The organism is Vibrio sp. DNB22_10_4 (assembly GCF_052879755.1).
Genome location: NZ_JBNNXW010000002.1, coordinates 134,915 through 158,200 on the forward strand (window position 1 = coordinate 134,915; position 23,286 = coordinate 158,200).

The 23,286-nt window shown below is 45.2% G+C and carries 28 protein-coding genes; 13 read left to right on the forward strand and 15 right to left on the reverse strand.

Going from position 1 to position 23,286, the window contains the following annotated elements:
- Positions 1 to 123 precede the first annotated feature (123 nt).
- Positions 124 to 930, reverse strand: a complete 807-nt coding sequence (locus ACVA6Q_RS08625; RefSeq protein WP_446647266.1) for a crotonase/enoyl-CoA hydratase family protein — start codon at positions 928 to 930, stop codon at positions 124 to 126.
- Between the two features lie 277 nt (positions 931 to 1,207).
- Here ACVA6Q_RS08625 and ACVA6Q_RS08630 point away from each other — a divergent pair, with 277 nt between their 5' ends.
- Complete coding sequence (locus tag ACVA6Q_RS08630; RefSeq protein WP_353496794.1) at positions 1,208 to 1,486, forward strand: hypothetical protein; 279 nt, start codon at positions 1,208 to 1,210, stop codon at positions 1,484 to 1,486.
- A gap of 215 nt (positions 1,487 to 1,701) precedes the next feature.
- Entirely contained in the window at positions 1,702 to 1,941 is a 240-nt protein-coding gene (locus ACVA6Q_RS08635) for a hypothetical protein (RefSeq protein ID WP_042496929.1), read from the forward strand.
- Between the two features lie 78 nt (positions 1,942 to 2,019).
- Here the strand turns inward: ACVA6Q_RS08635 and ACVA6Q_RS08640 are convergent, their stop codons facing one another.
- Entirely contained in the window at positions 2,020 to 2,904 is an 885-nt protein-coding gene (locus ACVA6Q_RS08640) for an acyltransferase (RefSeq protein WP_446647267.1), read from the reverse strand.
- Between the two features lie 241 nt (positions 2,905 to 3,145).
- Positions 3,146 to 3,592: a hypothetical protein gene (locus tag ACVA6Q_RS08645; protein ID WP_446647268.1), complete on the reverse strand. Its 447-nt coding sequence runs from the start codon at positions 3,590 to 3,592 to the stop codon at positions 3,146 to 3,148.
- A gap of 285 nt (positions 3,593 to 3,877) precedes the next feature.
- Here ACVA6Q_RS08645 and ACVA6Q_RS08650 point away from each other — a divergent pair, with 285 nt between their 5' ends.
- From ACVA6Q_RS08650 to ACVA6Q_RS08690, 9 genes are all read left to right on the forward strand, one after another.
- On the forward strand, positions 3,878 to 5,356 hold the full coding sequence (locus ACVA6Q_RS08650) for a sigma 54-interacting transcriptional regulator (RefSeq protein ID WP_446647269.1): 1,479 nt from the start codon (positions 3,878 to 3,880) through the stop codon (positions 5,354 to 5,356).
- A gap of 111 nt (positions 5,357 to 5,467) precedes the next feature.
- Positions 5,468 to 5,734, forward strand: coding sequence for a RebB family R body protein (locus tag ACVA6Q_RS08655; protein ID WP_446647270.1), 267 nt, complete (start codon positions 5,468 to 5,470; stop codon positions 5,732 to 5,734).
- Positions 5,735 to 5,768: 34 nt separating this feature from the next.
- Positions 5,769 to 6,035 carry a RebB family R body protein gene (locus tag ACVA6Q_RS08660; RefSeq protein WP_112462129.1) on the forward strand — a complete coding sequence of 89 codons (267 nt, stop codon included), beginning with the start codon at positions 5,769 to 5,771 and terminating at the stop codon, positions 6,033 to 6,035.
- An 83-nt stretch (positions 6,036 to 6,118) separates the two neighbouring features.
- Entirely contained in the window at positions 6,119 to 6,385 is a 267-nt protein-coding gene (locus tag ACVA6Q_RS08665; protein WP_112462128.1) for a RebB family R body protein, read from the forward strand.
- Between the two features lie 50 nt (positions 6,386 to 6,435).
- The gene (locus ACVA6Q_RS08670; RefSeq protein WP_112462127.1) at positions 6,436 to 6,705 is read left to right on the forward strand and encodes a RebB family R body protein; all 270 of its coding nucleotides are present in this window, start codon (positions 6,436 to 6,438) and stop codon (positions 6,703 to 6,705) included.
- 187 nt (positions 6,706 to 6,892) lie between these two features.
- The gene (locus tag ACVA6Q_RS08675) at positions 6,893 to 7,159 is read left to right on the forward strand and encodes a RebB family R body protein (protein WP_112462126.1); all 267 of its coding nucleotides are present in this window, start codon (positions 6,893 to 6,895) and stop codon (positions 7,157 to 7,159) included.
- A gap of 87 nt (positions 7,160 to 7,246) precedes the next feature.
- Positions 7,247 to 7,531, forward strand: coding sequence for a hypothetical protein (locus tag ACVA6Q_RS08680; RefSeq protein ID WP_446647271.1), 285 nt, complete (start codon positions 7,247 to 7,249; stop codon positions 7,529 to 7,531).
- A gap of 18 nt (positions 7,532 to 7,549) precedes the next feature.
- Entirely contained in the window at positions 7,550 to 8,173 is a 624-nt protein-coding gene (locus tag ACVA6Q_RS08685) for a RebB family R body protein (RefSeq protein ID WP_446647272.1), read from the forward strand.
- 30 nt (positions 8,174 to 8,203) lie between these two features.
- Entirely contained in the window at positions 8,204 to 8,524 is a 321-nt protein-coding gene (locus ACVA6Q_RS08690) for a hypothetical protein (RefSeq protein ID WP_446647273.1), read from the forward strand.
- A gap of 204 nt (positions 8,525 to 8,728) precedes the next feature.
- Here the strand turns inward: ACVA6Q_RS08690 and ACVA6Q_RS08695 are convergent, their stop codons facing one another.
- The 5 genes from ACVA6Q_RS08695 to ACVA6Q_RS08715 form a co-directional block, all read right to left on the reverse strand.
- Positions 8,729 to 10,294, reverse strand: coding sequence for an ATP-binding protein (locus ACVA6Q_RS08695; RefSeq protein ID WP_446647274.1), 1,566 nt, complete (start codon positions 10,292 to 10,294; stop codon positions 8,729 to 8,731).
- A 113-nt stretch (positions 10,295 to 10,407) separates the two neighbouring features.
- Entirely contained in the window at positions 10,408 to 11,133 is a 726-nt protein-coding gene (locus tag ACVA6Q_RS08700) for a glycoside hydrolase family 25 protein (RefSeq protein WP_446647275.1), read from the reverse strand.
- Between the two features lie 418 nt (positions 11,134 to 11,551).
- Positions 11,552 to 12,127 (reverse strand): hypothetical protein, encoded by a 576-nt coding sequence (locus ACVA6Q_RS08705; RefSeq protein WP_446647276.1) that lies wholly within the window; start codon positions 12,125 to 12,127, stop codon positions 11,552 to 11,554.
- A 370-nt stretch (positions 12,128 to 12,497) separates the two neighbouring features.
- On the reverse strand, positions 12,498 to 13,118 hold the full coding sequence (locus tag ACVA6Q_RS08710) for a hypothetical protein (RefSeq protein ID WP_446647277.1): 621 nt from the start codon (positions 13,116 to 13,118) through the stop codon (positions 12,498 to 12,500).
- 146 nt (positions 13,119 to 13,264) lie between these two features.
- Positions 13,265 to 13,681 (reverse strand): eCIS core domain-containing protein, encoded by a 417-nt coding sequence (locus tag ACVA6Q_RS08715; RefSeq protein WP_446647278.1) that lies wholly within the window; start codon positions 13,679 to 13,681, stop codon positions 13,265 to 13,267.
- A 267-nt stretch (positions 13,682 to 13,948) separates the two neighbouring features.
- Between ACVA6Q_RS08715 and ACVA6Q_RS08720 the strand changes: the two genes are divergently transcribed.
- Positions 13,949 to 15,013, forward strand: coding sequence for a cyanobactin maturation protease PatG family protein (locus tag ACVA6Q_RS08720; RefSeq protein WP_446647279.1), 1,065 nt, complete (start codon positions 13,949 to 13,951; stop codon positions 15,011 to 15,013).
- Between the two features lie 10 nt (positions 15,014 to 15,023).
- Positions 15,024 to 15,953 carry a cyanobactin maturation protease PatG family protein gene (locus ACVA6Q_RS08725; protein ID WP_446647280.1) on the forward strand — a complete coding sequence of 310 codons (930 nt, stop codon included), beginning with the start codon at positions 15,024 to 15,026 and terminating at the stop codon, positions 15,951 to 15,953.
- Positions 15,954 to 16,031: 78 nt separating this feature from the next.
- On the opposite strand, the gene ACVA6Q_RS08730 is transcribed toward ACVA6Q_RS08725, so the two are convergent.
- From ACVA6Q_RS08730 to ribBA, 7 genes are all read right to left on the reverse strand, one after another.
- Positions 16,032 to 16,652, reverse strand: a complete 621-nt coding sequence (locus tag ACVA6Q_RS08730; protein WP_446647281.1) for a phage tail protein — start codon at positions 16,650 to 16,652, stop codon at positions 16,032 to 16,034.
- Positions 16,642 to 19,275 carry a hypothetical protein gene (locus ACVA6Q_RS08735; RefSeq protein WP_446647282.1) on the reverse strand — a complete coding sequence of 878 codons (2,634 nt, stop codon included), beginning with the start codon at positions 19,273 to 19,275 and terminating at the stop codon, positions 16,642 to 16,644. The genes ACVA6Q_RS08730 and ACVA6Q_RS08735 overlap by 11 nt, the downstream gene beginning before the upstream one ends.
- A 207-nt stretch (positions 19,276 to 19,482) precedes the next feature.
- On the reverse strand, positions 19,483 to 19,989 hold the full coding sequence (pgpA, locus tag ACVA6Q_RS08740; RefSeq protein ID WP_112462109.1) for a phosphatidylglycerophosphatase A: 507 nt from the start codon (positions 19,987 to 19,989) through the stop codon (positions 19,483 to 19,485).
- On the reverse strand, positions 19,986 to 20,957 hold the full coding sequence (gene thiL / locus ACVA6Q_RS08745; protein ID WP_446647283.1) for a thiamine-phosphate kinase: 972 nt from the start codon (positions 20,955 to 20,957) through the stop codon (positions 19,986 to 19,988). Before thiL ends, pgpA begins: the two co-directional genes overlap by 4 nt.
- A gap of 90 nt (positions 20,958 to 21,047) precedes the next feature.
- Positions 21,048 to 21,515, reverse strand: a complete 468-nt coding sequence (gene nusB, locus ACVA6Q_RS08750) for a transcription antitermination factor NusB (protein WP_353496797.1) — start codon at positions 21,513 to 21,515, stop codon at positions 21,048 to 21,050.
- Positions 21,515 to 21,985 (reverse strand): 6,7-dimethyl-8-ribityllumazine synthase, encoded by a 471-nt coding sequence (gene ribH / locus ACVA6Q_RS08755; protein WP_004741508.1) that lies wholly within the window; start codon positions 21,983 to 21,985, stop codon positions 21,515 to 21,517. Before ribH ends, nusB begins: the two co-directional genes overlap by 1 nt.
- 175 nt (positions 21,986 to 22,160) lie before the next feature.
- Positions 22,161 to 23,270 carry a bifunctional 3,4-dihydroxy-2-butanone-4-phosphate synthase/GTP cyclohydrolase II gene (gene ribBA / locus ACVA6Q_RS08760; protein ID WP_446647284.1) on the reverse strand — a complete coding sequence of 370 codons (1,110 nt, stop codon included), beginning with the start codon at positions 23,268 to 23,270 and terminating at the stop codon, positions 22,161 to 22,163.
- Between the last annotated feature and the right edge of the window lie 16 nt (positions 23,271 to 23,286).

Here is a 23,286-nt window from a genome sequence, read left to right on the forward strand (position 1 = left end):
GTAAACGGCGATTCGCGATCGTTAGAATCAAGCGCAGTTTATGGCAAAAGCTCTCTGGCATCAAAGAGCTTTTCCGCTGCCGAGTTTGTGGGGAGGATCTGATCGTCCGCTAAGCTTTACCCACTACCAATAGCGCTGTCTGGGCTGAAACTCAGGCGGCGTTTTTTTTCTTAACGCACTTTGCATCCGCCCAAAATTTCTTCCTAACATGATGCGTATTTGGCTGTAGGTTTCATAGGCCAACAGCTTCCAAGCGGGCGCTGTCCAATATCGGGTGTACATGTGCTTCATCGCTGCGTTCACATCCGGAGACATACGTTTTACTTTGTTTGCCAGCGCTTGAGCTGCCTCTAATGGCTCCTCGCAGACCTCAGTTACCAAACCATATTTTAACGCTTCTTCCGCTGACAACTCTTGACCACAGATAGAGATAAGCATCGCTCTGTCCTTAGGCATCACCTCACGCAAGGCAATAGAGCCAGCCATGTCTGAGGTTAACCCCATCTTTGATTCCATAATGGATAGGTTCGCCATAGGCGAACAAATACGAAAATCTGCACCAAGCGCAATTTGCATCCCTGCCCCCCAACAGTAACCATCGATTGCTGCAATGACAGGGACAGATAATTTGCGCCAATTACTGCTTACCTGTTGAGCCCGATTGGACTGACCCGGCCACCATTTGAACAGCAGTTTCGCCGCATTGCTTTTATTGGTCATCATGGATTTAAAATCGAGACCCGAACTAAAGTTGTCCCCGGAACCCGTCAAAATCACCGCTCTGAGTTGGCGATCTTTACGTAGCGCACGACTCACGTGAATCAGCTCTTCGAACATCCCCATGTCAACGCCATTCAGCTTATCAGGTCGACTTAACGTCACAGTCACCACATCCTCAGTGCGGCTAACTTTGATCCTTTTGTAGTCCATCGTTATTCCTTTATTTTGCTGGCTTTTTCATCAGTGTAGTGAGCGCTAGCAGAAGCGTTAGAATATTTACTCAATAATGAGAACCCCATCGTGTATAGCACTGGCCTCATTTATGCGTTGCGACAAAGCCCCAACCGAATGTGATGTCTGACCAAAACTGACAATACAATCATTTATTTTTTCGATGTCGCTTACGTTATTGAGCTGTGTTACTTGTTTTGAGCATTTAGCGTGATTGAATGAAAGCGTTAGATTGGATGAATAGGAAGTAGAATCCATGATTAAGGAAAATCAGCAAAAACCTCACCACGACTCAACCACAGTGATCCAATATCAGGATAGCGATCCATGGTGGTTTAGTGTCTTATTAGTCGTATTTACCTACCTATTGTTAGCCTTTGTGCTCCCAGATCAATTGTCTAAGGGCGATCAAGATACCGCCGCCTTCATTGATACAGTAAGTCGTTTTGCACTCCCCATTGCGATGACATGGTGTATTCCTTCACTGGTAACGCGAGCTAAGCAACTTATCATTAGCAAAAGACAGTTCGCTTAAAAATTAGACATTTGTCATTTTTAATGGTGGATGCTTAATTCGTCCACCAAAAGTTTATTTTTTCACCTTATAGGCAGAACTTCTCAGGTTTACAAACAGTTAGCTCTAGCACGTTATATACCCCACAAAAATGTGAGTAAGATCACCTTGATCGTACTTTTTCATGGTGTTATCGTGGTTTTGATGACGAAAATGTGACCACAAAGGAGTGTGCTTTGCCGAATATTCAAGTGAGCCGTTGGCGTGTTGAATCTTGCCCTAAAGCATTAGAGCAAAAAATCATCTCAGCCGTCGCCTACAAGGAAATGAAGGGAACTATTTCTGATTTTGAGTTGTGTCAGATATTCGGAGAAACCGTTTGGAAGAGCGGTGAGGATTACCATACTCATGCAGTATCGGTGTTAATTAACGAAGCCGAAAAGTGCTGCAGAGTGATACCTAGACAGTTTGCTTAACTGTTTTAGTCGCATTAAAAAGGTCTACCCTAGGGTAGACCTTTTTTGTATCTGACTTTGTTGTCTCTGAAACGCGACTTAGCTTTGCGAATAAATCGTCTCTAGCGTCTCATCTTTACGCTTCCAGACATCATTGAGCCAATTGTGGAAACGGCGCTTGAATACTTTGTCATTAAAGTAATCACCGTTAAGATTTTCATCCATTTGATAGACATCTATCTTAACCACTACTTTGGTGAGCTTACCTTTCAACAAGTCCTTAAACGGATCTTCGCGGTTTTCTGGGTACGCCAGTGTAATGTCGACGACACCATCTAATAGATGATTCATAGCATTAAGTGTGAACGCAACGCCACCTGTTTTTGGCTTCAACAAGTGTCTATATGGCGTTTTAACCGTGGCCAATTTTTCTTCGCTGTAACGCGTACCTTCAACAAAACTGATCATAGTGGTGGGTACATGTTCAAACTTCTTACACGCCTTACGAATCGCATTGAAATCATCGTTGCGGCGCTCTGGGTTCTTTACAAGGTAAGCTTGCGAGTGCCTTTTCATAAATGGCATATCAAGTCCCCAGCACGCAAGGCCAACAAACGGGACATACAATAGGCTCTGTTTAAGCAAGAACTTACACATCGGCATTTTGTTTTTCATTACCGAGGTAATGATAACGATGTCCGCCCAACTGAGATGGTTAGACAGCAGCATGTACCACTGCTCTGGTGTCAACTCATCGCCGCCTTCTATATCCCATTCGATATTGTTGTTCAGATTAAGAAGCCACAAATTAATCGTTGCCCAAAGCCACATCTGCTTATTAGATAAGCTCGTCATCAGAGTCTTAACAGACGCAAGAGGTAGGGCTAATTTAATGATCGAGAATGTACAAACCACGACAGCCGTGATAGCCGTATTGACCATGACAAGAAAAGAATTAATGAAAAGACGTAGATTGCTAAACATACCAATTGTTACAGAGCGTAAAAGAGGCGGCAATCATAGCAACTTTTAACCAAACGTATAGTAAAGCTTTGTCATTCAGATATGGGGTTGTATGCAATTAGACAACAAAGCATTAAATTACAATGATTTACACAAATCAAAAGCTATAGACCTCCGACCAGAATCCAAGTAAACATGCACTCAATAGCACCATCGCCGCTCTCAACAATAGTGCATAACTTCGGAATTTATTGTCTAACCGTTACTCCGCAGGCTCGAGTGCTCGAAGCTCTTCAACCCGCCTATCGTACTCATTCATAATATTGTTGATGATCCATAACGTCGCCGCTCCAGCCCCAATATGTGCGTACTTAATATGCTTAACTTCTGGGTATTGTACCTGTAACCATTCAACCAAGCCGGCAATGCTAATGCCAACTAAAATTCCAAGTACGTTGGCATAGTTACTGTAGAATTTTCGAGCCCGCTCCATCACTTTACGCGCCGATTCTGCCTCTGTAAGTTTAACGTGTACAACACCGTTCTCGAACCACTCGTAAGCTTCAATAACATCGTTGCGATTTGGCTGAGAAAACCCAGGTAAATGCGACATTACCTTAGCTAACCATACAGGCCCCTTAAATCGAAACTCTTGCCGCCCGTTTGAGTGACCTTTTTCCTCAGTTAACGTTTCGCGTTCCTTGCTCACATGACCCTCCTAATTCTCTGACGATAGTAAAGGCATCACAAACTATCGACCAACTCGCCTAAACTAAAATCAAGTATATGCATGTAGTTGAGCACTTTCCATATAATAATTCGTGAAATATGAGTAAGGAAACTCCTCTAATACCGGCCACTGTTTTCTCTGTGTAATTCTCCAGTATCGTGAGATCTAACCTAATAATCGTAAATTCTTCCAATAATAATCATGACCTCCGATGCTAAATTGGATGCACATAAAAATGATAAACGTCAGTTGTGAGGCAAACGGATGAACATGTATGAAAGGATTTCAAAAGGTAACAACTATAATAATTCAGTTCTTGCGGATATAATCAATAGCTCTGAATTAGGAAACAATATCAATCACATACAATTTGACTTTGATCACAGGAAGTCAATACATAAAAACCACGGTGGTTATAATGGAATACAGAACTGTAAATTATCCCATCCTAGCGTTGGTAACTATACAATTTACAGCTCCTCGCCACTTACAAACGAAGATAAGAGCAAGGTCAACAAGAAGATCACTTCATTAGCTGAGCAATATCTAACTCAATCAAAATATAATGACAACTTCAAGCACGCTCACTACTTAATTGGTGTTAGTCGCATATCGAGAAAAATATATGACTTAATACTTAAATCATCAATATCCGATGCTCCAGTATTAATCTATGGCGCGACCGGGACTGAGAAGCTCGCCGTTGCAAGCAGTATCCACTTTTCAAGCGCGCGGCAAGATCTACCTTTTATTGAAGTTAACTGCTCGACGATAAAAGAGAAATTTGACCAAGAAATTAGCCAACTGGCTGAATCTATTGAACACGGAACACTGTTTCTTAGCGAAATCGACTGCCTAACCATCTCTCAGCAAAATAGGCTACTATCGCTGCTATCTAACCAAGCTAACGGCGTTTGGGAGAAAACCGCATTAAGTCATGGGTTGAGAATCATTTCCTCATGCTCAACCACGCTGGCCGAATTAATTCAAGACCATGATTTTAATCCATTTTTAGCCAGAAAATTAGACTTCCTTACGATCCACTTACCACGTTTAAACCAACGACGTGAAGATATCCCAACTATCATTAGGTCTATTCTCCTCAATAGCGGCATTCGAGGAGGAGAAAAAATATCAATAGCCCCATCCGCCATGCGCTATCTCAGAGAGTTTAATTGGCATGGCGATAGCGATCAACTTCATAGATCCATCATTCAAATCGCTACGTTCAGAAAAAGCAATACCATTTGTTTGGAGGACATTAAAAGCACGCTAATGGAGAATAAAGCGTGTTACAACCTCGAGGCTGAAGAACAAAATAACCACTCTATTATTCACTACATTTTTAATAAAGAGTTCGAAAAGTTCAAACACTTACACGGTAGCGTTCAAAAGGCTATTGTTTACTTATCCGAGCACTTTAAAGAAGGTATGACACTCAATGAGTTGGCCAAACACTCATTTATTAGTCCTTCACACCTCACTTACCTACTGCGCCACAACCTTGATAGGACGTTCAAACAAATACTGATCGAACTACGCATAGAATCTGCAAAGAAATCGTTTCGAGACTACCCACAACTTCCGGTAACACAAGTGTCTTTAGATTCTGGATTTAATGACCTAAGCAATTTTGAGAAAACATTCAAAAAATACACATCTCTCACACCAAGACAGTATAAAAATCAACATAGAGAGAAAATAAACAACCACCTACGAACCGTTAATTCGCCAAACAAATAAGTGTTTATTGCCAAGAGTTAAATAAATAGATCGCCGACAATACTCATAAGACAAATCGATACATTTTAAAGCGCACCATTTAAACACTCACCACAATGGAAGGAAGAAACAATGCCAAATACAGTCAACTCTGCAATCACTGACTCGGTCACTCAAGCAAATACGCTGGTTGTTGGTGAAGCTCCAGCCACTGCTATGGGCAACTTAATGATGGCAACCAGTCAAGCAATCGCTACTGCAGGGCAGAACTTGACGTTCGGTCAGCAGCAAGCCGACGTCATGTGGCAGGCAGCGACAGTTCAGGGCATTAATGCTCTGCTTAACACCGGGGAAGCTGTCACTGGAAAGGTCAGCGGACAAATCATCAGCCGAGGTTAACCCCTCACCTTTTACACCGACATAAGGAAATAATATGCCTCAATACGTCAATTCCCAGATCACCGACTCGGTGACTCAGGTCAACACTAAAGTTATTGGTGATACACCGGCTACCGCCATGGGCAACCTCATGCTAGCGACTAGTCAAGCTCTCGCGGTTAGCGGCCAAAACCTAACTACAGGTCAACAGCAAGCAAACGTTATGTGGCAAGCCGCAACGGTTCAAGGGGTGAACGCCTTGTTGAATACAGGCGAAGCTGTCACCGGCGCAGTGTCAGGCCAAATCATCAGTCGTGGATAAGTAAAAACATAGGCCTTAAGTCGCCAATGTTCATTTTTCGCAACCAACGTGTCAACAACGACACTCACTAAAAGGAAACAACTATGCCAAGTCAAGTTAATGGTGCAATTACGGACTCCGTTACACAAGTCAACACGAAAGTACTGGGTGATACACCTGCCACAGCGATGGGCAATTTAATGCTGTCAACAAGCCAAGCTATCGCAACTAGCGCTCAAAACCTAACAACAGGTCAGCAGCAAGCAAATGTCATGTGGCAAGCAGCAACAGTTCAAGGTGTGAACGCGCTGCTTAATACTGGAGAAGCGGTAACGGGCACTGTCACTGGCCAAATCATTAGCCGAGGCTAATTCTAATATCAAAACATTAAACTCATTAGCAATGAGTAGAGGGAACCAACATGTCAATTGAAACTGTAAATGGTGCAATCACCGATTCTGTAACTCAGGTCAACACCAAGGTGCTAGGCGATACACCCGCAACAGCAATGGGTAATTTGATGATGTCGACAAGCCAAGCGCTTGCCGTCAGCGGTCAAAACCTGACAACAGGCCAACAACAAGCAAATGTCATGTGGCAGGCGGCTACCGTGCAAGGTGTCAATGCACTGCTTAATACAGGCGAAGCGGTAACAGGCGTTGTGTCTGAGAACATTATTGCCAATCGATAGATTAGCAGCGATAGCCTGATGGCTACATACCGTTTTGGCTATCGCAAACCTATCTACCAACTAAATCGAAGTGGTGCGCAGCAAGACGATACGGTTTTATTGATTTCACTCGCTAAAGCGAAACTGAAATAAACGTAATACCGAAGCATCATTTCTCATTAAAACATGTAATAAAGAGGACACCATCATGGTAGCAACCGTCGATCCAGCAATTACTGACTCAGTCACACAAGTGAACACCAAAGTACTGGGCGATACCCCAGCCACTGCAATGGGCAACCTGATGCTGGCGACAAGCCAAGCGCTTGCCGTTAGTGGTCAAAACCTAGTAACGGGTCAACAGCAAGCAAACGTAATGTGGCAAGCCGCCACAGTGCAAGGAGTTAACGCCCTACTCAATACTGGCGAAGCCGTAACGGGCGTTGTGTCTGAGAACATTATTGCGCGCCGATAACTTTATGGCCTCAACACAATAAACCAGGTTGCAGCACTGCGTTCCACGTAGTGCTGCCTATTCGATACTACGATAGGGAAACTCACCATGACTTTGCACTCAGAACAAAAGCCAAGCAACAAAACCCAGGACATCGCTGATAAATCCATTGCTCAATCAGGCGCCCTTGCTGTGCAAGACGCTGCTAACAATATGAGAGATATGAACACTTTACTGTCAACGGCCTCTGGTGTTGCGCTTGCCAACTATATCGAAACCGGCGACTCGAGCTACCTCGACGCCTTAAAACAATTGAACGATCAAGCGAAAGCAGCCAAGGGCAATTTTATCGACCTATACAACAGCGTAACTAAAGCTGATAAATCCCTGTGATCGAAAGGAGAAGCAACCATGTTTGATGAAGAGAAACTGGCAGCCAAAGCTGTAGAAGGAGGTCTTCATGCCGTTAATGGTGGTAAACATCACCAAGATGACGCTCCAGCAACACTTGCCAATTCGGAGCAATACTCTGAGGCGATGGTAGATACGATTTTTGCTGATACGCTTTCTCGTGGCATGCAGAATGCCATTACGTCTCAGCAAAACGCACAAATGGCTTCTTCGACTTCTATCACTAGCGCTTGTGGCCGGATCTTAAATGCACACGCTGCGGCTAAAAAAACCAAACCTACCCCAGAAAGTAAGACCCAAGAAGACAAAAAAGGCCGTACACTCCAGAGCGATGCTGACAGCAAATCCCCTCGCAGTGAACCAGTGTCAGCAATTAAGGCTGACGTAACTTCGATCTATAAGGCAGCTTCTGGAGACTCAGTAAGCAGTGACTTAGATGCTAACCAATCGACAGCAGATAAACCGGCCATTAGCGCCAATCCAGAAGATCGTCACTCAACAAAAATTAGTGCCAACAAGCACAAAGTAGGAGAGTTGGATAAAGCCAAACTTGCCTCCGGCCTCATATTTGCTCTCTCCCTCGGTGTAATGGCCACCACTGGTGTGTTGTATTTTATTAGCTAACCACACACTCACAATCAAAAAGGATTTGTCATGACTCAAACTTCAAACTCAACACCCGATCCACAAAACCCTCAACAGGAAGCCCCAGCCAGTGATCCTCAGGCAATTGATGAACGCCATGCTCAGAGATTATTGGATGCCCAGCAGCAAGCCACTTCCTCCAGTGAACCATCGCAGATGGATGTAGGCTGGCTGCAACTGCAAGCTCAGCTATCTCATGTCACAGATAGCATTCAACAAGAACTCGACAGCGTCACTCACACCTTAAATCAAAGGCTGCAGTCAACCATGACTGAACTCAACAAAGTGCACAGCACACTATCTAAAGTGAATGACAATCTCAAAGACTAACCTCCCTATTATCTATTGCAGCAGCCTGGTTGCCCCCCAATTGCAATCAGGTTTTTTTCATCCTAAATTTTAAGCTCAGATGTCTGTCCCTTGTTTAAATATTCAATAACCGCAAAAAGCTCAATCATCGTAAAGGAAAAAAGCTCAACAAAATGTCGAGCCTAATTGCATTCAACACTGATAGGGGCATCGCCGTATCAAGCTCTACCTAAATAGATCACCATGCGGATCGCCTGATAACACATGCCCAGAAACAGACGCTTCCAACTCACGCGCAATGGCGTATTCCAAATCTTCTCGCTTAATGGCATAGCTAGGTTCCGAGTCAGAACCACTCACACCCCCTAAACTCACGCGGCTGATAGACTGCATAGCCGCATAGCGAATCACATTGATAATATTCGCGCCCGACAAAGTGTACTTTTTAGCGAGGGCTGACAAGTCAATATCCGGCTCCAGCTGGGCAAACTCTGGAAAACCATTTTGCCACAGTAATAAACGTTCGGGTTCGTCTGGCAAAGGAAAGTAAATCATAGATTCAAAGCGGCGATAAAACGCCTCATCTAAGTTGTCTTTTAGGTTGGAAGCTAAGATAGCAACCCCATTAAACTCTTCAATACGCTGCAGTAAATAGGCCACATTCTGGTTGGCAAACTGGTCATTGGCCGTGTTTGCTTGGTTGCGCTTACCAAACAGCGCATCCGCTTCATCGAAGAACAAGATCCACTGCTTGTCTTCAGCCATCGCGAACACTTTTTCCAAGTTTTTTTCAGTTTCACCAATGTACTTAGACACCACCAGCGAAATGTCCACGCGATAAACATCTCGCCCCGTCTTACGGCCTAGCAAACACGCGGTCAAGGTTTTTCCTGTGCCAGGCGGCCCATAAAAAAGCGCACGATAGCCCGGTCGTACTTTTCCTTTAAACCCCCATTGCTGCACTAGTCTCTCGCCATAGGAGATGTAATTCTGAATATCAATCACTTGTTTGGTGACCGAGGGGGGTAAGACAAGCTGATCCCAATCAACATCGATCTCAACATATTTTGCCGGAAAGGCATCACTGCATTCAGGGTGAAATGGCGTGGCTGTGGTAAAGCGCTGCAAGGCTTCTTTAGATAGACGTAAAGGCGCTTGCATGACCCCAAGCGAAGTATCGACTTTTAGTTCAATGATCCCTTTTAGTGCTTGCAAATCAGGTGTGATTGAACGTTTGCCATTTTGCAGCCCTTCTAAAAACGACTGAACTTGAAAGCGGTTGAGCAGATCATTGCCGCCCAACAAAAACGCTAAGGTTTCTCCTGTAGCATAGGCGCGATCATGATCAATAACGACACCAAATTCGCTAAACGGTAGACCGGTCGCTTCATTTCGTATTAATAGCATCTCCAGTAAGCCGGGGCGAAGTTCACTCGCCGCCGAGAGTGCCAAAGCCAAACGAGCCAATGTCGACAGCCGGCTCTCAACCACAAACTTGCTGTAGGTTCCCTTTTGTTGGGTGGGATTAAACGCGGGCATTGCTGGTAGGCAGACAGAGCTTACGTCGGCAGCAGTTTCAGGGTGGGAATAAGTAGTCTGAGTTGGCTCCGAGTTTTGCTGCGTTTCCAGCGCCCTAAAATGGGCATGGAGCCGAGTTTGAATAATTAACTCGCAGCACGCCATCTCTTGGGTGAGATCCAGCGCATTACCAAACAGCATCGGCGGTTCTAATAACTGAGCTTGGTCAGCTGAATGGGAAAAGTGGTCAGAATCAAAAGAATAGTCTTGCATGTCAGTCCTTGTCTTTCATCGTCACATGATTGCAGCGGCGCAGTAAAAAAGGCCAGATAACAAGCGTCACCTAGCCTTTTCTATGCAAAATCACTATTAACATCATGTGCTCATTAACGTTTCAGGTGAGTAGTGGAAATGAATTCCTTAAGTGCTTTCTTAGTGCCTTTAAACAGGTCAAGGTCAACATTCCCCTCGATGCCGTCTACCTCACCGGTTTGCGAGTATTGCCACAACGTCCAACCTTTTGACTGCCAGGGCGTGGGTAGCCCCTGAATGGCGTCACTGTAGTCTGCAACCCACAATGGATAGTCACTAAGGCGAGGATCCGATAAGTATTGTTTGGCGAAATCCAAATCTGAGTAGATCATCGGACGCCGCTTCGTTGCCTGTTCAACCGTGGCTAACCATTTCAGCAAGCCAGTGACAATGGCATCTGGCTGCTGGTTTCCTGTGACCTCCACATCAACGATGGGAGGGAGGTCAGTTGGCTGCAACGTACCGAGCACGTTAAGATAATTGTTTGCCTGTTTAACCGGATCGTCTTGCGGGTAATAGAAGTGATACGCACCGCGTATTAGGCTCTGCTCCTTCATCCCGTTCCAGTTCACTTTGAACTCAGGGTCAATATAGGTCATCCCTCCTGTTGCTTTTGCTATGGCAAAGTGAATATCACTGTTATCAATCGCAGGCCATGTTATTTGCCCTTGATAATGAGAAACATCAATACCTTTAATAAATCCTGCATGGGATTTATTATTGTGAGGTACGACTTTAAACACCACCACACTAATAATTAACATAAAAATCGACAGTACTAACTTATGATTTGTTTTCATTCGTAACCCTCTAATTAATGACGATACACTCGCATTAATTTACGAATAAAAACTGACTCACACTTGTGGAATCAAACGGCTTATACTGGTTTTTTAATGATATTTAATTTTTCAACATGCAACACGATCAACTTTTCTTTATCTCGAAGTTCATTTATCCTGCAGTAATATTCTGTGATCATTACGCTTATCAACCATAACGCACTAGTCTCTGCTCCCAGGGTACCCGCATGATGCTCCACTTCTGATCATCAATCACAACCACGAAAATTCACTTCTGCATTAGTTTCATTGTGTATAAACGCTGCTGCGTAAACGCTATTAGATCTTGGGCCTCAGTATGGGCACGAAATATTTCTGACATAGGTGCACTTTCGAGCCTACTAAGATACTAACCCTATTAGTTCTATTAAAAAACCTAATGTATATGACGTATGGAAATAGTTGGACGACCGTTGTTTCTATACACTCTAAACGTCATATTAAAAGCTCTATTTTCAACACCATTATCTATAAACAATCGGTTGCCATACATATCCATGCCGTTCTCAGTTAAGTTTCGACAGTTGACATTCACCATCACATTTCTATCTACATGGTGCCTCACGACAGGAGGCGGATTAAAATTACCTACTGCGGCAATTAGTGCATCTTTCCACACATCTTGATCTATAGCTGTAGAATTGACGTTAACTATTTCATTAAACTGTTCTATTCGCCAATTAAATGCGTCCTCTGCATCTGCTAGATTAGTTGCCACGTGTTTATCTTGAAAGTTCTGAGTTAAGCTTATTTGATTCCTCCAATAATTTACATTATTACCTGCCAAATTAGTATATGTTATAAATTGAGCAGCTCCAGTCGGTTGGTGAGAACTCGACTTTGCTTGACTCTCGCTCCCCATAGAACGTTGTTTAGTAGAGTTTTTTCCAGTGGCTGGTATATTTACTGCGTTGTTTCTGCCTTTGCGAATATTTCCAATTTGTGCATACATACATTAAACCCTCTTAAATAGATTCCATCTAATATAATTGGTTAGCTTATTGACTCCTTCCTTACGGTCAGACAAGTTCACTATACATCTTTGCTCTTTTCTCTATAATTCGTTACTTTTCTCTAGGTGTAAGCTTAATTAGCAAACATTTAGTTTCAATATTAAAATTATCATACTCAGTGGTTACAGGTTGCACTCAATTGTAACAACTGCATAACCATTAAATATTATTACCTAACCTCACTAATTTTAATAATCCCATCTATTATCGTATCTAGTCCATGCCACCCATTTTTTCATGGCAACATAATGAGCAGCCTTGCTGTATTTATTTGCCTAGTATTCCGGACATGTCTAAAACCTTATTAAATCAATTACGAGCTTTCGCCATCTGTGTCAAACTAAAATAAAGATCACCTTCCATATCATTTTCATCGCTATAAAACTTATTAATTTCAGGGCACACTGAAAAACCTTCGAAAGTCAGTGCGTCACCACCGTGCCATTTGATTTCATTTTCGTCTTCAGCATTGAGTAAAAAATCATTGTTAGCGAGTGGGTCCTCACCACTTTGAACCCCTATCTTATCGGCATAAACTGATGGTCTTACAGATTGCCCATTTGCGAGACGACACGTTTTGAATTTTAAGATCACATTGCGCTGGCCATCCGCTACATAGTTGGCGCTGCCTTCAGGTGTTTTATGAGTGTAAAAACCGGGCCCAAGAGCACCACCGCCCCAGCCATTTTCTACATCTCTAATATGATCGTCTATTATACTTTTTGCTGACTTCCAGTTACAACAATGATATACGAAAGTACCTTCAGCTACTTGCACGTCTGGCCAGTTAGCAACCTTACGCTGCATCAGCTTCTTTTCGTTCTTATTATCTATCTGCATAAAGCTGTTGTTTGCTTTAACCTTCTGATTATGAGAAGAATTAACAACAGACAATTTTTTCTTTTTCAACTTTCCTACTTGTTCAAACATCTTTCATACCTTTTTATTAAAATCAATCAATAGCAATAAACTATCTTAGTTGCCGACAGCAAGGTGCTTAAAGACAACTCTTTATTTTGATCATCTCTTTAGCTTTTATCTGATTTATAGTAGTTGCTGCGACATTGCATTACAGCTCAACTAATTCTCATAGCCGCCTCCCCCAACTCCGTCGCATGCCGCTCCAACTCTTCATCATCATTCACCGCTACTCCATTTACCTCCTTAGTCGGCTCTACCATGCCTAATCGCTGCTGCACCACATGGCCAAGCTCATGCGGCAGATGCTGCTCTTGCCCTTGGGCTAGGTAGATATGATCGCCTTGTGCATAGCCATGTGCGTGGACTCGGGCTGGCATAGGTGAGTTGTAATGCACTCTTACCTTGCTCAAATCAAGTCCGGTTAGGCGCTCCATTCCCTGTCGTAACTTCGTTGGCAACCGCACACCAAGTGAGCGGTTTGGGTACGCTTGGGGCCAGAAGTCGCGACTTGGTTGCGCAGGCCAAAGCGTCAGATATTTATCGGTATGGGTACCGAAGTGACTTGCAGTCATGTCTGCCCTTTCTCCTCGTTGCCGTGCTCGTGTTGGCAACCTGAAACTGTGTATGTACTCACAATGTAGTCATGGGCAGACAATAATACTGAGCAGAACTGTCGCAGTTTGCGGGGGAATTGATGGCAGGGAAACATCCATCATTTTGACGGTGCAATGCATAAGATTTACCGCTCGGTTTGGCGGGCAACTCGTTACGCTGAAGGTTGTTGATCTATTCACGTATGGATGAATGCGTGATGACCTAGGTATACCGGAGGAAACCCAATGAACCAACCGTCAACCCATCATGATTTACCAGAAAACAACAAGGTAAGCGCTGTGCTTACGCCAACATCGTCAGATGCCCTACCGCTGGGCCCAGAGCAAGGCCCAGAACAAGGTACTGTGACACAATGTGAAACGGCCGCTGCGAACTCGTCGAAGGGAGCTGAAACTGCGCCCGTGCAGTGCGCTGAGGAGATTGTGGAGACCATACAAACGCCTGCGGCAGTGGCGTTAGAACACGCTATTCCTGTACCGAGTTATGTCTACGTTGCCGGTAAGCTGTGCGTACACTTTCCAACGCGAGGCCTTGAGAAAGAATACGAAGCCGCCGCGCAAGCACTCGGGTTAAATCCACGCAACTTTAATCTGGTGTTCACCCATAAAGACAACAACGGCAACCTGACGTATCGCTATATCGCAGAGCAGGTCAGTTGGATATTGAGTGTGGAAGGGCAAGATGCTTATGTGCTACTGCCAAATAGTAGCGATGAACTGGATGAGTTCATTGACGCGCTGACCTTCGATTCGGCCAGTAACCTCGCCGATGAAACTTATTCGGTTGCGATTGGGGTAAAAGGCCCAGTTGCTCCCGAAAAAATGAGTGATGACAAACCGTTGCCCATGGTGCGCTGTCACCATCTGTACCACTTCACCACTGCGCAATTGCAACAAGAGCTTAGCGGTGAAAATACCACGACGATCGCCATCAGCAATGTGTTGGATGCACTGACCAAAAAACCCAATATTGGGGTTTCTGACTTTGATCGGGCGAAAAACTTCATTGCTTATCGCTATCCCACCATCTATGCGGCCAGTCATCAAGGTAACCACGTATCTAATCACCCCAATTCTGGTCACTCAAATGCCAATGATGCTCAGTATTTAGAAGATCTTCAGGTGCAATATGCCAATGTTGCACCTGGCAGAACCATTGTCGATATCATTTTGACTTACCAAAAGACAGTGAGCGGTCGCCAACTCAGTTACTTTGCGAGCGTCGATGTTACTGATGAATTCCCGTTTCTACACAGCAATTTGACCGATTACATTCCAACCAACTATTAGGGAGCCTGCTATGAATCTGATTTCTACTCCGACAGGGCAAGTCACTGACGTCGCGCAACGCTCTTCATCACTCCCCTACGCCCTACCTTTCTTGGTTGAGGATGGCGCGGTCGATTTCGTCTACGTCAACGGATTTGTTAAAGCCGAGTTTGATAACTTGGGACTGGAGCGAGAGTTTGAGCGCAACATCGCTTCTTGTGATAGTGAAGGCCAGCATACGTTGTATATGCCTGAAAACACCGACAGTGTTCTCAAGGATAAACAGTGGTATGAGGATCGTGAACGCTGTCTGTTTACTTATCTCTCTCAGCCCAAGAATCGCTATATTGCCCGTCTCATGAAATGGTCAATCATCAACAGCTACAATGATGAGATCTATCGCCTCAAACCAGATCCGCAGCACCTCAATGCGTTAATTGCAGCACTTGAGCTCAATGACAAAGATGCTCCAAGAGCGATTAATGTGATTGGTACCCATCAAATGCTCGCGCAAGAAGCTTTACCGTGTATCCATATTAACAAGGTGGAGTCTATTTCCCCGTCTAGTTTGGTTCAGCAAATTCAAACTCAACACGCAGGCTTTAACAGCGGCAAGCTCAAGAACGTCATTGGTGACATCTTGTCTTTGGCGGAAAACAACGGCGATAACGACCACGACAGAGCACTAAACTACGCGCTTTATCATAATCTGGATCTCTATATGGGCTCGTATGAAATCATCTACAACCATGCCGGAGGCAATGCCGAACGCCAAGTGGCTCAGCTCAATAACGTGACGGTACTCAGTGAGGTATATGGCGAGCGCAAGATCGCTAAAGTGGTGTTTGATTTTCAGAACGTGCAAAGTAGTGTAGGTCAGCATTGGTACTGCGCCGTTGATGTTACCGATGACTATCCGTTTTTATTGACCAAGTTCAAACGGTTTCTTCCGCGTTACTAAGCAATGCAAAGCTCAAAATAAAAAGCGCCATCCCGTTTTGGATTGGCGCTTTTTAGTAGGCGATAGATGAACGGAGTATTATCCCTGCACACCGCTGCACTTGATGAGCCAGTGAATGAACACATTAGGGGGGCGACTCTCAAAGCTGCTGACCTTTTCGGTATCGACCCCAAGAATATCAAACGTCTCTTTTGATTCACTCATGCTTGCCAGCCCCTCTCCCACTGGTGGATCTGCGGGTACTAAAACGCCTTGGGCGTTTTTTAAATAGTGATGTTGGTGGGATCGCATGGCGGTATCTTGAAACGACCCTACAGTGGTGCTCGCTACGCCATCGGCGGTTTTTCTTTGCTCTTTACTGCCGCTGGCCTCGACCCCGGCTCTATCATCGACTCCGCGCAGAAACTGGCCTCGGAAATCTGGGAGCACAAAATAGCCACTGGCGGCTTTGCCGTAAAGGTCTCCAAGAGCCTGATAGAGTTCAGGGTATTTCGCTATTTCAAGCTTTCTACCATCGCAAACCAGCCATGGAAACATATCGATATTAAGCTGATGACCATCAGTAGTGTTGTTAGTACGAATTTGCCCAGCATAGGCAACCACAGCTCCCACTGGCATACCTTGGTACTGAATACCATGTGGTGGCGAAGACGGTATCGGCCTTGGCGCATCACCGGGAATGTTGGTGTTATCGGTCATTCAAGTAATCCTCTAGTTGTGAAATGTCTTGGTAATCCGACAAAATTGACATGGTGGTCGGCATGACTACACTCCATGAATTTTGCTGGTCATCGTCATCCTCTGACGGCGGCGGTAACTTTTTAAAGTCATTCACTATGGCGAGCGAGCGATAGTTCACAGGTGCAAGACTCGCTTTTCCATGCCATATACGCCCTGTTTCAAGATAGTAGAGAAAAGCAACTTCATGACCACGGACAATGGGCACCAATAGTTTCGCTCTGGTTGCTCGCAAGTAGCGACTTAAAAATAGCGTGGGGTCAAGCTGCTCGAGCAGTGATGTCGTTTGAGTAGATGTCGCGTTATGATTGGCTGCCTCGGTGTTCGAGGCCACCTCTTGTTCTAATTTGCAATAAAGGTGCGCCCAGTCCAGGGAGGAGTCCGCATAACTATTAAATGGCAACGAATCTTGCGGCGAGTTCGCGTCGTTGCCAACGAGGGCTTTGGCCTGCTCAAACAGCACGGTTTTACTCGCCTTCAGCAAATTTTGATGAATCAGCCCTTGAACCACAGGGTTACTTTGCTGCGCCAGTAACTCGTCTCGCTTTTCAATCTGCTTGTCATACTCTAGCTCTTGCTTGAGGTAGGCATGCTTCAACTGAATGTATAGTTTGTATTGCCACGCAAGCTTGGTTTCGGGTGCGAGCGTTGTCGCAACCAGAACATCAGCCAAAGCGCCTACCGCATGATCTTGCCTTGCTTGCCGCTGTGCAGAAAAAGTATTGGCTTCAAGGCTAGCAGGATCACTTCCTTTTGCAGGCGCTATCGGTGTTACTTCTTCAGGCTCTTTTAGGGTAATGGAGACGGGTACCGTAAATAGCTGACCTAAGGTTTGCTTTGCCGTCCCTGATGAATTCGAATCGTCTACGTAGCGATATTGACCGTTGTCATCGGCTGTTTTTATCACCTGACCGGCAATAACCACAGAATCTACCGGTGTCATGGCTTCAGCCTGCACCGTCACCACCACGCTATCAACTTGATACCCTATTGGTACCGATACTTGTGTTTGCCCCTGAGTCGACTCGAGTTTCAAGCTCCCTGTGATCACTTTGCTTTCCACTGGTGGACTTTCTGGCATCTCGATACCAAATTGCTCACACAGATCTAAGTAATAACGTGACCGTTGCCCCTCGCTAGGTTGTGGATCCTCTGTGGGACTCGCTTCCGTGCTCTTGGTCGTTTCTATCTGGTTAAAGTGTGTAATACCTAACTTTTCAAGCGATGTCGGTTTTTGCGGATCCAGCTCTGGTATCTGACTGACCAGCTGTTTAATGGCCAAGTCTGGCAATTCAACGTCAATCGAGACCATAATTCGCTTCTCAGAATTGTGCTCCTGTACCGTAAACACTTTATTCAACCAGAAGTAAACCCCATTAATGACCTCACTGTGGCGATTTGAAAAGGCATGACTTTGGGTATTTTCATGTTCAACAGTGCCGACAACTTGACGTGCTTTGCTCACTTCATCAAAAGCATGATTTATCGCCTTATCGAGTAAGGACTTGGCGAAGCTTTGTTTTGAGGTCTGCTCAGCACCTTGAGGTGACTCGACAATTGACCAACTGCCTGTAGTTTTTGCAATGGGTGATGTGGGTGCGTAATCGGTTTGATAGCTATCGACAGTGTTCTCTGTTAATCGACCTTGACGCGCTTTTTCCACCCAGGCGTTAAGATCATCTGTGGTGAGATTATGCTCGGTCGTTTGAGCTTTATTATCTGTGTGATTATGCTGTTCTGATGTGCTGTCTAGACGACGGCTACGCTTTTGAGACTTACGGGTTTCACCCGGAAGTATGGTTTCAACCTTCTGAATTTCTCCGATTTTGTATCCAGTTAACTTGTAGCTCATCCGCTTGAGAGTACCTACTGCATAAGGCGTTGCTGGCAATTGGCTCGGTATTTTGACACTACTTGGTAACGGAAATAAGGGCTGAGGTAGCGCCAAACTTGCTGTTTCCCAAACGTGAATTTTCGCAGTTGCCTCTGAAGAGGTTTCGGGAAAATTAAACTGAGCAGAATTGAGTGGGCCAGGGGCCGTACTTGCCACAGGAATGGTGTCAGCAATTTTGGCCATCACGAAAATGGCCTTCAGTACTAGTATCAGTTGGTTTAGCCAATAGGTGTCGTAATCTAGCTGAATGATCAGCGCAATAGTGCTAAGCCATAGCCTTTTGATAAAGGCGGCGCCTGTAGTCGTAACATAACTTTTAAACGCCTCAACACTACCAAACTGCTCAACGAGTATGCTTTGCCAACTTTCGCCTCGATTACCACGATTTTGCAACTTAGCTAAAATACCCGAAAGTTTATCGTCAAATAGACTTGGGGAGGCAATAAAGTCTGAACCTTTAATATAGGCCAATGCCAAAGATTCAATTTTCGCCCTATCATCGCTCTTAGCCGCATCGACGTAATTAGTAAACTCAGCAGATTGCAACACACTCTGAGGTGGGGAAATAAATCGGTTGTCTACATCGTAACTGGAGATAATGGGGGTATCGTCAAAAAGCAAGTAGGGAAACAGGTCCCGATAATAACTGTTTGGCGTGTACTGGAATGGGTTTGTGTTATCGTTCGACATGCTGAGCTTCCTTCTAGAGCGTGAGCCTCTATCCCTTCATAGAGGGTGTAGTTAGGCCAGCATAACTAGGGAATGACCGCTCAAGATTGGCGGATTATCGGCAATATTTGGGAGAATTGATGAAGTGAAATGTGAGGCCAAAAAAACTAAAAACAAAGCCCCGCATACAGGCAGGGCTTAAGATTAAAACTAGGCTAACGATTTGAACTAGGCTAGCCAGCCAGCAAAATGACCCACTAAATACAAACAAAGCCCTGCCATAATACCAGCAACGATGTCATCAATCATAATGCCTAGGCCGCCATGCATGCGCTTGTCGAGCCAGCCGATAGGCCAAGGTTTTACCATGTCGAAGAAGCGAAACAGCACAAACCCTGTGATTAACCACTTCCAGTCATCGGCAGGCAGTTTGAGTGCGGGTACAATCGCCATGGTGATCCAAAAGCCAGCAAACTCATCCCAAACGATTGAGCCGTGATCATGCACGCCCATGTCTTGAGAGGTGACGTCACAAATTTTTATACCAATGATACAGGCGATCACCACGGCAATGAGGTAAACGCTTAACGGCAGCTGAACCAGTAGCAGGTACAAAGGGATCGACGCGAGCGTCCCCATGGTGCCGGGGATAATCGGTGACAAACCACTACCAAAGCCTGTTGCTAGCAGGTGCCACGGATTTTTAAGTGAGATTAAGTCGAGAGGATTGCTCATTGATTTCCCTTAAAATGATCAAAACCGTCGAGTTGCCAGTCCACTGGCGCATCGTCGTTGTGAAGCTCTATATATTCTGTGCCGGTCAGTTGCCCAATACAGGTAAACGGCGTATTACTTAACGCCACTTCAAGTTGACCGCGATTGGCCTCTGGTACCGTAAAGCATAGTTCGTACTCTTCACCACTGGTCAGTGCATATTGCTGAGCAAGTGCCCGGCTACCGACAAACTGCAGCAGTTCTTTTGATATCGGAAGCGCTGCAACATTAAGCCTTGCGCCAACCTTCGAGCGTTTCAGAATATGCCCTAAATCAGCCACCAGCCCATCAGAAATGTCGATGGCTGCTGAAGCAATATCTCGCAACGCTATACCCGCTAGTACGCGTGGCGTGGCTTCAAAGTGACGTCGTTGTAGCTCTTGATTGAGGCTGGTATCCGCACTGATGTTGTTCTCTAAAATCACATCAAGCCCAGCTTTGGCATCACCGAGTTGTCCGGTGACATAGACCCAGTCTCCTGACTGGGCACCATGGCGAGTCAACGCCTTACCTTCAGGTAGTGTGCCTTGAACAGTAAGAGTGATAGTAAGTGGGCCTTTAGTGGTGTCGCCGCCAATCAGTTGAATACCATAGTAATCGGCAAGCTTAAAAAACGCATTGGAGAAACGCTCTAGCCATGCCGTATTGATTTCAGGTAACGAAATACCCATAGAAACCCAAGCAGGGGAAGCGCCCATGGCCACGAGATCACTGATGTTTGACGCGAGGGCTTTGTGAGCAATTTGCGCAGGATTAGCGTCAGCGAGAAAATGAGTGCCCGCCACTAAGGTGTCGGTACTAATGGCAATATGAGAGCCAGCAGTAGGGGCGACAATCGCACAATCGTCTCCTTGAGCGAGGATCACATCCTTTCGGTTTTGCTGCTTATGAGCAAAGTACTTATCGATTAAACTAAATTCACCAGACATCTTGTCGACTTGGCAACGAAAAGGTGAACAGAGTATATAAAAAAGGCCAGCAAATTGCTGACCTTTTTACGAATAGACAAACGTTGTTTGTTACTTCTTACGAACGTGTGGTGCTGCTTTATCTAGTACACCGTTAACAAACTTGTGGCTGTCTTCTGCGGCGAATACTTTTGCAAGTTCGATCGCTTCGTTAATAACCACTTTGTAAGGTACGTCTTCACGGCGTGTCATCTCGTACATCGCTAGGCGAAGTAGCGCAAGTTCCATCATGTCTAGATCTTGCATTGGACGAGAAACAAATGGACGTAGCTTGCTGTCTAGCTCCGTGTGATTCAACGCGACACCCGTGAGTAGGTCACGGAAATATACAACGTCAGTCTCTGGCGCAGTCAACGCAGGCTCAGCAGCATGATGTTCTTCTTCATCATACTTACCACCTGATAAGAACTGTTCTTCAACAGTGGCAACATTTTCTTTAGTAATTTGCCAAGAATAAATTGCTTGCAGAGCAAATTGACGTGCATTACGACGTGCGGCTGGTTTCACACTGGCCCCCATTAGGAATCGATTTCAGAAAGAACGTTGATCATTTCAAGCGCGCTTAGTGCAGCCTCTGCACCTTTATTACCAGCCTTGGTTCCTGCACGCTCGATAGCTTGATCGATGGTATCAACAGTCAATACACCAAAGGCTACTGGTAGGCTATATTCCAGAGACACTTGTGCAAGACCTTTATTACACTCACTACAAACATAGTCGAAATGTGGTGTACCGCCACGAATGACTGTACCTAGCGATACGATTGCATCAAACTTACCTGTTTTCGCAACACGTTGAGCAACAAGTGGTAGTTCAACTGCGCCTGGGCAGCGTACAACCGTGATGTTGTCTTCGCTCACTTGACCGTGACGTTTCAAAGTATCGATAGCACCCGATAGTAGGCTTTCATTGATAAAACTATTGAATCGTGCAATTACAATAGCAATCTTTGCGTTCGGTGCTGGGAAGCCACCCTCGATAACTTTCATATGCTTTCCTTATAAACTATGTTCATCTCGCGAGAATCGACGGATTCTAGCACAAGTCATTTATTAATATCTACCGCTAACTTCGTCCAGACAAGGCTTTAGCAAGGTGTCCAAAAGTAGGGCGCAGTCTTAATAACAAAAAGCCTTTGCTTATCAGAAGCAAAGGCTTGATAGGTTACTCTGTGACGTATTCCGTGACCGTCAAACCAAAACCACCGAGAGCATGGTATTTTTTGTCTGCTGATGACAGCAATTTCATTTCATGCACGCCAAGGTCAGCTAGAATTTGAGAGCCCACACCTACGCGGCGAGATGTGCCCTGCTTTTTCGCCATAGTAGGCGCTGTGCCGCTGTCTTGCTGTTCGAACATTTTCATCTTGTGAATCAAGAAGTCTGTGCTCTCTTCATTACCCAGTATGACCAGCACACCACCTTCATTGCCAATGCGCTTCATCGCTTTGTCCAGTGTCCAGCTGCGATCTGAGTTACGGTTTGAGCGCAGAATGTCAGTGAACGTGTCTTGCAAGTGAACACGGACCAGTGGCGTGTTTGCCGTCAAGTCACCAGCACACATAGCGTAGTGGATTTGGTTATCGATGGTATCGCGATATGTGACCAGCTCAAACTCACCAAATTCTGTCGGCAAGTGACACGCAGCAACGCGTTCAATCGTTGTTTCGTTGTTGTTACGGTACTCGATAAGGTCAGCAATCGTACCTAGTTTGATGTCATGCTTTTCAGCAAACACTTCAAGATCTGGGCGACGCGCCATAGTGCCATCGTCGTTTAAAATCTCAACGATCACCGATGCTGGCTCAAGTCCCGCCAGTTTTGCTAAATCGCAGCCCGCTTCAGTGTGACCTGCGCGAGTTAGTACACCACCATCTTGAGCAGCAAGTGGGAAGATGTGTCCTGGCTGAACAAGATCGGCCGCTTTGGCATCTTTCGCAACAGCCGCTTGCACAGTGCGCGCGCGGTCAGCAGCAGAAATACCGGTAGTCACACCTTCAGCGGCTTCAATCGATACGGTAAAGTTTGTGGTGTATTGCGCGTTATTGTCTTGCACCATCGGCGGAAGACCTAGCGTTTCACAGCGGTCTTTGGTCATAGTTAAGCAGATAAGACCGCGACCATGAGTTGCCATAAAGTTGATGGCTTCAGGAGTAATATGTTCAGCGGCCATGATAAGGTCGCCTTCGTTTTCACGATCTTCGTCATCCATCAGGATGACCATTTTTCCTAAACGGATATCTTCAATGATTTCTTGCGGCGTACTAATTGGCATTTCACGTTCCTGTTAT